Consider the following 8423-nt stretch of genomic DNA (forward strand, 5'->3'; position numbering starts at 1 on the left):
ATCCAGATCAAAGTCGCCCAGGGGGCGAAACCGGGTGAAGGCGGTCAGTTGCCGGGTGATAAAGTCACCCCGTATATCGCCAAACTGCGCTATTCCGTACCGGGCGTGACGCTGATTTCCCCGCCGCCGCACCACGATATCTACTCTATCGAGGATTTGGCGCAGCTGATTTTCGACCTCAAGCAGGTCAACCCGAAAGCGATGATTTCGGTCAAACTGGTTTCTGAACCGGGCGTTGGCACCATCGCCACCGGCGTGGCCAAAGCCTATGCCGACCTGATCACCATCGCCGGCTACGACGGCGGTACCGGGGCGAGCCCGCTCTCGTCGGTGAAATATGCCGGCTGTCCGTGGGAGCTTGGCCTGGTGGAAACCCAGCAGGCGCTGGTCGCTAACGGTCTGCGTCACAAGATCCGTCTGCAGGTGGACGGCGGCCTGAAAACCGGCCTCGATATCATCAAAGCGGCGATCCTTGGCGCAGAAAGCTTCGGTTTCGGTACCGGCCCGATGGTCGCGCTGGGCTGTAAATACCTGCGTATTTGCCACCTGAACAACTGCGCGACCGGCGTGGCGACTCAGGATGACAAACTGCGTAAGAACCACTATCACGGTCTGCCGTTCAAAGTGACCAACTACTTTGAATTTATCGCCCGTGAGACCCGCGAGCTGATGGCCCAGCTGGGCGTCAAACGTCTGGTGGATCTGATTGGCCGCACCGATCTGCTCAAAGAGCTGGATGGGTTTACTGCCAAGCAGCAGAAACTGGATCTGGGTAAACTGCTGGAGACCGCAGAGCCGCATCCGGGCAAAGCGCTGTACTGCACCGAGAACAACCCACCGTTCGATAACGGTGTACTCAACGCGCAGCTGCTGCTGCAGGCGAAACCGTACGTGGATGAAAAGCAGAGCAAAACGTTCTGGTTCGATATCCGCAATACCGACCGCTCCGTGGGGGCCTCGCTGTCCGGGTATATTGCCCAGACCCATGGTGACCAGGGACTGGCCGGGGATCCGATCGTCGCCCACTTTAGCGGCACCGCAGGCCAGAGCTTCGGCGTGTGGAACGCCGGTGGCGTAGAGCTGCATCTGACCGGCGATGCCAACGACTATGTCGGGAAAGGCATGGCGGGCGGTCTGCTGGCCATTCGTCCTCCGGTCGGCTCTGCGTTCCGCAGCCATGAAGCCAGCATTATCGGCAACACCTGCCTGTACGGCGCGACCGGTGGTCGTCTGTACGCCGCAGGCCGCGCAGGTGAGCGTTTCGCCGTGCGTAACTCCGGCGCCATTACCGTGGTGGAAGGCATCGGTGACAACGGCTGTGAATATATGACCGGCGGCATCGTCTGCGTGCTCGGTAAAACCGGTGTCAACTTTGGCGCAGGGATGACCGGCGGCTTTGCTTATGTCCTGGATGAAGATGGCGACTTCCGTAAACGCGTGAACCCGGAACTGGTGGAAGTGCTGGACGTTGATTCTCTGGCTATCCATGAAGAGCACCTGCGCGGTTTAATCACCGAACATGTGCAGCTTACCGGTTCGCAACGTGGCGAAGAGATCCTCGCCAACTGGCCGGCCTTCTCCGCGAAGTTTGCGCTGGTTAAACCGAAGTCCAGCGATGTTAAAGCACTGTTGGGTCACCGTAGTCGTTCCGCAGCTGAGCTGCGGGTGCAGGCGCAGTAAGGGGTTAAGATGAGTCAGAACGTTTATCAATTTATCGACCTGCAGCGCGTTGATCCGCCAAAGAAACCGCTGAAGATCCGTAAAATTGAGTTTGTGGAAATTTACGAGCCGTTTTCAGAAGGCCAGGCCAAGGCGCAGGCAGATCGCTGCCTCTCCTGCGGCAACCCGTACTGTGAATGGAAATGCCCGGTGCATAACTACATCCCGAACTGGCTGAAGCTGGCCAACGAGGGACGTATTTTTGAGGCGGCTGAGCTGTCGCATCAGACCAACACCCTGCCGGAAGTCTGCGGGCGCGTTTGCCCGCAGGATCGCCTGTGTGAAGGCTCCTGTACGCTGAACGATGAGTTCGGCGCGGTGACCATCGGCAACATCGAACGCTATATCAATGACAAAGCGTTCGAAATGGGCTGGCGTCCGGATCTCTCCGGCGTGAAGCCGACCGGTAAAACCGTCGCGATCATCGGTGCTGGCCCGGCGGGCCTCGCTTGCGCCGACGTGCTGACCCGCAACGGCGTCAAGGCGGTGGTGTTTGACCGCCATCCGGAAATCGGCGGCCTGCTGACCTTCGGTATCCCGGCGTTCAAGCTGGAAAAAGAGGTGATGACCCGCCGCCGTGAAATCTTCACCGGCATGGGCATTGAGTTCAAACTCAATACCGAAGTGGGTCGCGACGTACAGCTCGACGACCTGCTGAAAGAGTACGATGCCGTGTTCCTCGGCGTCGGGACCTATCAGTCGATGCGCGGTGGACTGGACAACGAAGACGCCCCGGGCGTCTACGACGCGCTGCCGTTCCTGATCGCTAACACCAAGCAGATCATGGGCTTTGGCGAAACAGCTGATGAGCCCTACGTCAGCATGGAAGGCAAACGCGTGGTCGTGCTCGGCGGTGGCGACACCGCGATGGACTGCGTGCGGACCTCCATTCGTCAGAATGCGGCGCACGTGATCTGTGCCTATCGTCGTGACGAAGAGAACATGCCCGGTTCAAAACGCGAAGTGAAAAACGCGCGTGAAGAAGGCGTTGAGTTCCAGTTCAACGTCCAGCCGCTGGGCGTGGAAGTGAATGCCAATGGCAAAGTGTGCGGCGTGAAGATGGCGCGCACCGAGATGGGCCAGCCGGACGCGAAAGGCCGCCGTCGCGCGGAGATCGTCGCTGGTTCTGAACACGTGGTGCCGGCTGATGCGGTGGTAATGGCCTTTGGCTTCCGTCCGCACAGCATGGAGTGGCTGGCGAAGCACAGCGTCGAGCTGGACTCTCAGGGCCGCATCATCGCGCCGGAAGGCAGCGATAATGCGTTCCAGACCAGCAACCCGAAAATCTTCGCCGGTGGTGATATCGTTCGCGGTTCCGACCTGGTGGTCACTGCGATTGCCGAAGGCCGTAAAGCGGCGGACGGGATCCTCAACTTCCTTGAAGTCTGATTAGACTCTGAGCCTCAGCGCATAAAAGCCCGATGGTTAACGCCATCGGGCTTTTTTATTGCTCATTCGCCGGACAAACCGCCGCTTTCAGCGCCGTATTATACCAGCCGCAGATATGCTCTAAGCGGGTGATCGCCGAGCCGACGGTCACCGCCCACGCGCCGCAGCGCATCGCTTCAGCCGCCTGCGCAGGCGTATTGTAGCGCCCCTCTGCGACCACTCGGCAGCCCGCGGCGCTCAGGCTTTTCACCAGCGCCAGGTCCGGTTCGTCCGGTGTCTCCTCTGCGGTATAGCCGGAGAGAGTAGTGCCAACCATATCGAAGCCCAACTGCCAGCATTCCAGGGCATCGTCGAGAGAGGAACAATCTGCCATCGCGTTTTTCCCCTGGCGGTGAATTGCCGCCAACAACGATGCGACAGAGGCCGGACGCTGGCGCCGCGTGCCGTCAACCGCAATGATATCGGCCCCCGCCTGCGCCAGGGCATTCACATCCTCAAGCCACGGCGTAATACGCACCGGGCTATCATGCAGATCGCGCTTAATCAGCGCGATAACAGGCACCGTCACTAACGGACGAACGGCCTGCAGGTTGGCCAGACCTTCTATGCGCAGCGCCACCGCCCCCGCCTGTTCCGCCGCCAGCGCCATCGCCGCGACGATGGCGGGGTTATCCAGCGGGCTGCCCGGCACCGGCTGACAGGAGACAATTAACCCACCGTAATAGCGAATACGCCGATCCAGTTGTGCAAGTAAAGACATGACTGCTCCCTGAAAGATAAGTGTGGCAATAACAGTACCAGCCGCAGGGGCGCGTCGTGTGTGGCGGGGTTAACAAAGCAGGCAGGAAAAAAAACAGGCCCCGGAGGGCCTGTCAGGCGTTACTTCACAACGCGGAGCGCCGGGCGACCACCGCGCGGCGGCGGCGTGTCGTCAGGATCGTCGTCGTGATTATCCGGCTTATCGCCATCGATCACCGACATCACCGTTTCGCTTTCACTCTCAGGCGCGACGTCATCATCGTTGAGGCTGCTGACATCTTCGTCATAGGCCGCTTCCGGTTCAAACATCGTGCCGGCGCCGTTCTCACGGGCATAGATGGCGAGTACCGCAGCCAGCGGAACAGACACGTTACGCGGCACGCCGCCAAAGCGCGCGTTAAAACGCACCTCGTCATTCGCCAGCTCCAGATTGCCGACCGCACGCGGGGCAATATTGAGAACGATTTGACCGTCGCGCGCGTACTCCATCGGTACGAGCACGCCCGGCAGAGTGACATCCACCACCAGGTGCGGCGTCAGCTGGTTATCCAGCAGCCACTCATAAAACGCCCGTAACAGATACGGGCGACGCGGCGTCAGCTGTGATACATCCATTATTTAGCCCCGACCGAGGCGCATTTCACGCTCGGCTTCAGTTAAAGAAGCGAGGAAGGAATCACGCTCAAATACGCGAGTCATGTAGCCTTTGAGCTCTTTCGCGCCTGCGCCAACCAGTTCCACACCGAGAACCGGCAAACGCCACAGCAGCGGCGCCAGGTAGCAATCCACCAGGCTGAACTCGTCGCTCAGGAAGTAAGGTTTCTGGGTGAAGACCGGCGCGATGGCCAGCAGTTCTTCACGCAGCTGCTTACGCGCAGCATCAGCTTGCGCTGCGGTACCGCTCTGGATGGTGTTCATCAGCGAATACCAGTCCTTCTCGATACGTTGCATATACAGGCGGCTTTCTCCACGCGCCACCGGATAAACCGGCATTAACGGCGGATGCGGGAAACGCTCATCCAGATACTCCATAATGATGCGAGATTCCCACAGAGTGAGCTCACGATCCACCAGCGTCGGTACGCTTTGATTCGGGTTGAGGTCAATCAGATCCTGAGGTGGGTTGTCCTTCTCCACGTGCTCTATCTCAAAACTGACACCCTTCTCAGCCAGCACAATGCGGACCTGATGGCTATAGATGTCAGTAGGACCAGAAAACAGCGTCATTACCGAACGTTTGTTGGCAGCGACAGCCATGAAAACCTCCAGGTATATTCAGAATTTTGTACTGCTGCCAGTCACTCATGACCGGCCAGATGTAAAAACCCCAGTAGCGCGATGTCACCTTCGTTCACGAATAAAACAAAAAATGAACAATCACCAGCATTTGGGCAGAAAATTGGATGATAGTTTACCAGATTTTGAAGACGTTGTGGTGAGGGGATTCTGGAAATGCTGAAAAAGTGGCGAAAACCGGCGGCATGATTGTGGATAACAGCCGTTTTATCCATAAAAAAACCCGCCGGAGCGGGTTTTTTCGCAAATTGTTCTGCGTGAGCAGAAGACAATTAACGTTTGGAGAACTGCGGACGACGACGTGCTTTACGCAGACCGACTTTCTTACGTTCAACCTGACGAGCGTCACGAGTAACGAAGCCTGCTTTACGCAGTTCGCCACGCAGGGACTCATCGTACTCCATCAGAGCGCGGGTGATACCGTGACGGATCGCACCAGCCTGACCAGAGATACCACCACCTTTAACAGTGATGTACAGATCCAGTTTCTCAACCATGTCGACCAGTTCCAGCGGCTGACGAACTACCATGCGGGCAGTTTCGCGACCGAAGTACTGTTCCAGAGAACGCTGGTTGATAACGATTTTACCGTTGCCCGGTTTGATGAATACGCGAGCTGCGGAACTTTTGCGGCGACCAGTGCCGTAGTATTGATTTTCAGCCATTGCCTATAATCCCGATTAGATGTCAAGAACTTGCGGTTGCTGTGCCGCGTGGTTGTGCTCGTTACCCGCGTAAACTTTCAGTTTACGGTACATAGCACGACCCAGCGGGCCTTTTGGCAGCATGCCTTTAACCGCGATTTCAATCACACGCTCAGGACGGCGGGCAATCATCTCTTCAAAGGTCGCTTCTTTGATACCACCGATGTGGCCGGTGTGGTGGTAGTACATTTTGTCTTCGCGCTTGTTGCCGGTTACAGCAACTTTTTCTGCGTTCAGAACGATGATGTAATCACCGGTATCAACGTGCGGAGTGTATTCCGCTTTATGCTTACCGCGCAGGCGACGAGCCAGTTCAGTAGCCAGACGGCCCAGAGTTTTACCGGTCGCGTCAACAACATACCAGTCGCGTTTTACGGTTTCTGGTTTAGCTGTAAAAGTTTTCATTAAAAGCTTACCCAAATAATAAGTTACACGTTGGTGAACACCCAAACGTTTAGTCAGTTGAGGTTCACACGACATTGTCCAGCAAACCTACCCCTTCGAATAGCCTATGCCGGCGCATAGAAAGTTTCGGGAAAAAAACCTTCTCGTAACGTGGGGTCGCAAGATTATAGAGAAGTCGGGGTCAAAGATCGACCCCTTTATGAGATTTTTCAGGCAGGCCCCGGGGTGGCCTTCCGGCTCTCAATCCGTCGGGAAAAAGCGCCCTGTCAGGGCATATGCGGACGCTTGAGATACTCTTCGCTCTGCATCTCCTGCAGACGCGACAGACAGCGCTGGAACTCAAACTTCAGCCGCTCTCCCTGATAAATGTCGTACAGCGGCACCGCGGCGCTGACCACCAGCTTCACGTGGCGCTCATAGAACTCATCCACCAGGGCGATAAAGCGCCGCGCTTCGCTCTCCAGCTGCGCGGTCATCACCGGCACGTCGAGCAGCATCACGGTGTGGAACAGACGGGAGAGGGCAATATAGTCATGCTGGCTACGGGCATCCACACACAGCGTGGCGAACGACGCCGCCAGCGTCTGGTTTTCGACGCCAAGCGTGGGCAGCTCGCGGTGATTGATCTCCAGCGTCGGCCCGGCAGCAGCGCGCGGCGCCCCGGCCAGCGCCAGCCACAGTTTATCCATCTGTTCGCGGGTTTCGCTGTTCAGTGGCGACAGCCACAGGTGCGCCTGCGTCAGCGTACGCAGACGATAATCGATGCCGGCATCGACGTTCATAATATCGCAATGCTGCTTGATGGCGTCGATCGCCGGCAGAAAACGGGCCCGTTGCAGGCCATTGCGATAGAGCTCATCCGGCGGAATATTGGAAGTGGCGACCAGGGTGATGCCGCGGGCAAACAGGGCTTTCATCAACCCGCCTAACAGCATGGCATCGGTAATATCAGAGACGAAAAACTCGTCAAAACAGAGCACATCCGTTTCCGCCTTGAAACGGTCGGCGACAATCTCCAGCGGGTCGCTATGTCCCTGCAGGGTGGTCAGCTCTTCGTGCACGCGCAGCATGAAGCGATGGAAATGCAGGCGCTGCTTACGCTCGCCCGGCAGGCTCTGGTAAAACAGGTCCATCAGCCAGGTTTTTCCCCGCCCCACGCCGCCCCACATATACAGGCCGCGGACAGGCGCCGCCTCGGCAGCCGGTTCGCGCTTACCCAGCAGTTTGCCGAATTTCGCGCGCAAACCGCCGCCTGACGCGACGGGCGCGGGCTGAGTCTGCAGTTCCTGGTAAATGGTATCAAGGCGGCTCACCGCTTCTTGCTGGACGTCGTCGGGTTGATGGCTGCCCTCTTTCAGGGCTAAAAGGTAACGCGATGTTGGAGACAGGCTTTGCATGATCTAATTGTTATTCCTTGAAAACCGTAATGCCGAAGCTCACGATTGACGAAAAAAAGGCCGTTCTACACTACGCGATGATACGCCAGGATTCCACTTCTGTGGAATTAGCGGTTATAGTGGCACTATCGGGCGCAGGCGGAGAGCCTAAGAGCCACCCTACGGAACCACAAAACAACGGGAGATGTTCATGACCTGGGAATACGCGCTAATTGGGTTAGTCGTCGGTATCATTATTGGTGCCGTCGCCATGCGTTTCGGCAACCGCAAACTGCGCCAGCAGCAGGCGCTGCAGTTCGAACTGGAAAAGAATAAAGCCGAGCTTGAAGAATACCGTGAAGAGCTGGTCAGCCACTTCGCGCGCAGCGCCGAGTTGCTGGATAACATGGCGCATGACTATCGTCAGCTGTATCAGCATATGGCGAAAAGCTCTAACAACCTGCTGCCGGACTCTATGGCAGACGCCAACCCGTTCCGCAACCGTCTGGAAGAGTCTGAAGCCAGCAACGATCAGGCGCCGGTCCAGATGCCGCGCGACTACTCTGAAGGCGCATCCGGTTTACTGCGCGGTGGCGCAAAACGCGATTAACTGATCGCGTCTGATAAAATATCTCCGGGCGCGCCCACCGCGCCCGCTCCTTCCCCCACTTCCCGGCTACAATTTAAACCAGTACCCACATTGTTACCTGTGCAAAAATTCAATAACATCAGGTTATTCAGGACGTTTTTCCATACACCTCAGGTTACGAGAGCC

The 8423-nt window shown here is 57.3% G+C and carries 10 protein-coding genes; 3 read left to right on the forward strand and 7 right to left on the reverse strand.

From position 1 onward, the window contains the following. Together gltB and gltD are read left to right on the forward strand one after the other, a co-directional pair. Window positions 1–1680, forward strand: a 1680-nt coding sequence (gene gltB, locus CW267_RS29045) for a glutamate synthase large subunit (RefSeq protein ID WP_101148700.1), incomplete at its 5' end; no start/stop codon positions are given. 9 nt (window positions 1681–1689) lie between these two features. Beyond that, a complete protein-coding gene (gltD, locus tag CW267_RS29050; protein ID WP_016161882.1) occupies window positions 1690–3108 on the forward strand; it encodes a glutamate synthase subunit GltD in 1419 nt (472 codons plus the stop codon). 55 nt (window positions 3109–3163) lie between these two features. Here the strand turns inward: gltD and CW267_RS29055 are convergent, their stop codons facing one another. The 7 genes from CW267_RS29055 to zapE form a co-directional block, all read right to left on the reverse strand. Next, window positions 3164–3868 carry an N-acetylmannosamine-6-phosphate 2-epimerase gene (locus tag CW267_RS29055; RefSeq protein WP_032733862.1) on the reverse strand — a complete coding sequence of 235 codons (705 nt, stop codon included), beginning with the start codon at window positions 3866–3868 and terminating at the stop codon, window positions 3164–3166. Between the two features lie 119 nt (window positions 3869–3987). Further along, entirely contained in the window at window positions 3988–4482 is a 495-nt protein-coding gene (gene sspB / locus CW267_RS29060; RefSeq protein WP_008806663.1) for a ClpXP protease specificity-enhancing factor, read from the reverse strand. Between the two features lie 3 nt (window positions 4483–4485). Beyond that, a complete protein-coding gene (sspA, locus tag CW267_RS29065) occupies window positions 4486–5124 on the reverse strand; it encodes a stringent starvation protein SspA (protein ID WP_002918467.1) in 639 nt (212 codons plus the stop codon). Between the two features lie 41 nt (window positions 5125–5165). Next, window positions 5166–5378, reverse strand: a complete 213-nt coding sequence (locus tag CW267_RS31005) for a hypothetical protein (RefSeq protein ID WP_136047529.1) — start codon at window positions 5376–5378, stop codon at window positions 5166–5168. A 57-nt stretch (window positions 5379–5435) separates the two neighbouring features. Beyond that, a complete protein-coding gene (gene rpsI / locus CW267_RS29075) occupies window positions 5436–5828 on the reverse strand; it encodes a 30S ribosomal protein S9 (RefSeq protein WP_000829815.1) in 393 nt (130 codons plus the stop codon). A gap of 15 nt (window positions 5829–5843) precedes the next feature. After that, on the reverse strand, window positions 5844–6272 hold the full coding sequence (gene rplM, locus CW267_RS29080; RefSeq protein ID WP_002918559.1) for a 50S ribosomal protein L13: 429 nt from the start codon (window positions 6270–6272) through the stop codon (window positions 5844–5846). A 266-nt stretch (window positions 6273–6538) separates the two neighbouring features. Then, a complete protein-coding gene (gene zapE / locus CW267_RS29090; protein ID WP_012540462.1) occupies window positions 6539–7669 on the reverse strand; it encodes a cell division protein ZapE in 1131 nt (376 codons plus the stop codon). A gap of 190 nt (window positions 7670–7859) precedes the next feature. Here zapE and zapG point away from each other — a divergent pair, with 190 nt between their 5' ends. After that, window positions 7860–8258, forward strand: coding sequence for a Z-ring associated protein ZapG (gene zapG, locus CW267_RS29095; protein WP_012540461.1), 399 nt, complete (start codon window positions 7860–7862; stop codon window positions 8256–8258). Window positions 8259–8423 lie beyond the last annotated feature (165 nt).

Source organism: Klebsiella sp. X1-16S-Nf21, from assembly GCF_002837615.1.
Classification (GTDB): Bacteria; Pseudomonadota; Gammaproteobacteria; order Enterobacterales; family Enterobacteriaceae; genus Klebsiella; species Klebsiella variicola.

What these genes read in the sequence shown, in the direction of transcription:
- gltD (WP_016161882.1), top strand. Translation starts at nt 1,690, where the DNA reads ATGAGTCAGAACGTTTATCAATTTATCGACCTGCAGCGCGTTGATCCG.
- CW267_RS29055 (WP_032733862.1), bottom strand. Translation starts at nt 3,868, where the DNA reads ATGTCTTTACTTGCACAACTGGATCGGCGTATTCGCTATTACGGTGGG.
- sspB (WP_008806663.1), bottom strand. Translation starts at nt 4,482, where the DNA reads ATGGATGTATCACAGCTGACGCCGCGTCGCCCGTATCTGTTACGGGCG.
- sspA (WP_002918467.1), bottom strand. Translation starts at nt 5,124, where the DNA reads ATGGCTGTCGCTGCCAACAAACGTTCGGTAATGACGCTGTTTTCTGGT.
- CW267_RS31005 (WP_136047529.1), bottom strand. Translation starts at nt 5,378, where the DNA reads ATGGATAAAACGGCTGTTATCCACAATCATGCCGCCGGTTTTCGCCAC.
- rpsI (WP_000829815.1), bottom strand. Translation starts at nt 5,828, where the DNA reads ATGGCTGAAAATCAATACTACGGCACTGGTCGCCGCAAAAGTTCCGCA.
- rplM (WP_002918559.1), bottom strand. Translation starts at nt 6,272, where the DNA reads ATGAAAACTTTTACAGCTAAACCAGAAACCGTAAAACGCGACTGGTAT.
- zapE (WP_012540462.1), bottom strand. Translation starts at nt 7,669, where the DNA reads ATGCAAAGCCTGTCTCCAACATCGCGTTACCTTTTAGCCCTGAAAGAG.
- zapG (WP_012540461.1), top strand. Translation starts at nt 7,860, where the DNA reads ATGACCTGGGAATACGCGCTAATTGGGTTAGTCGTCGGTATCATTATT.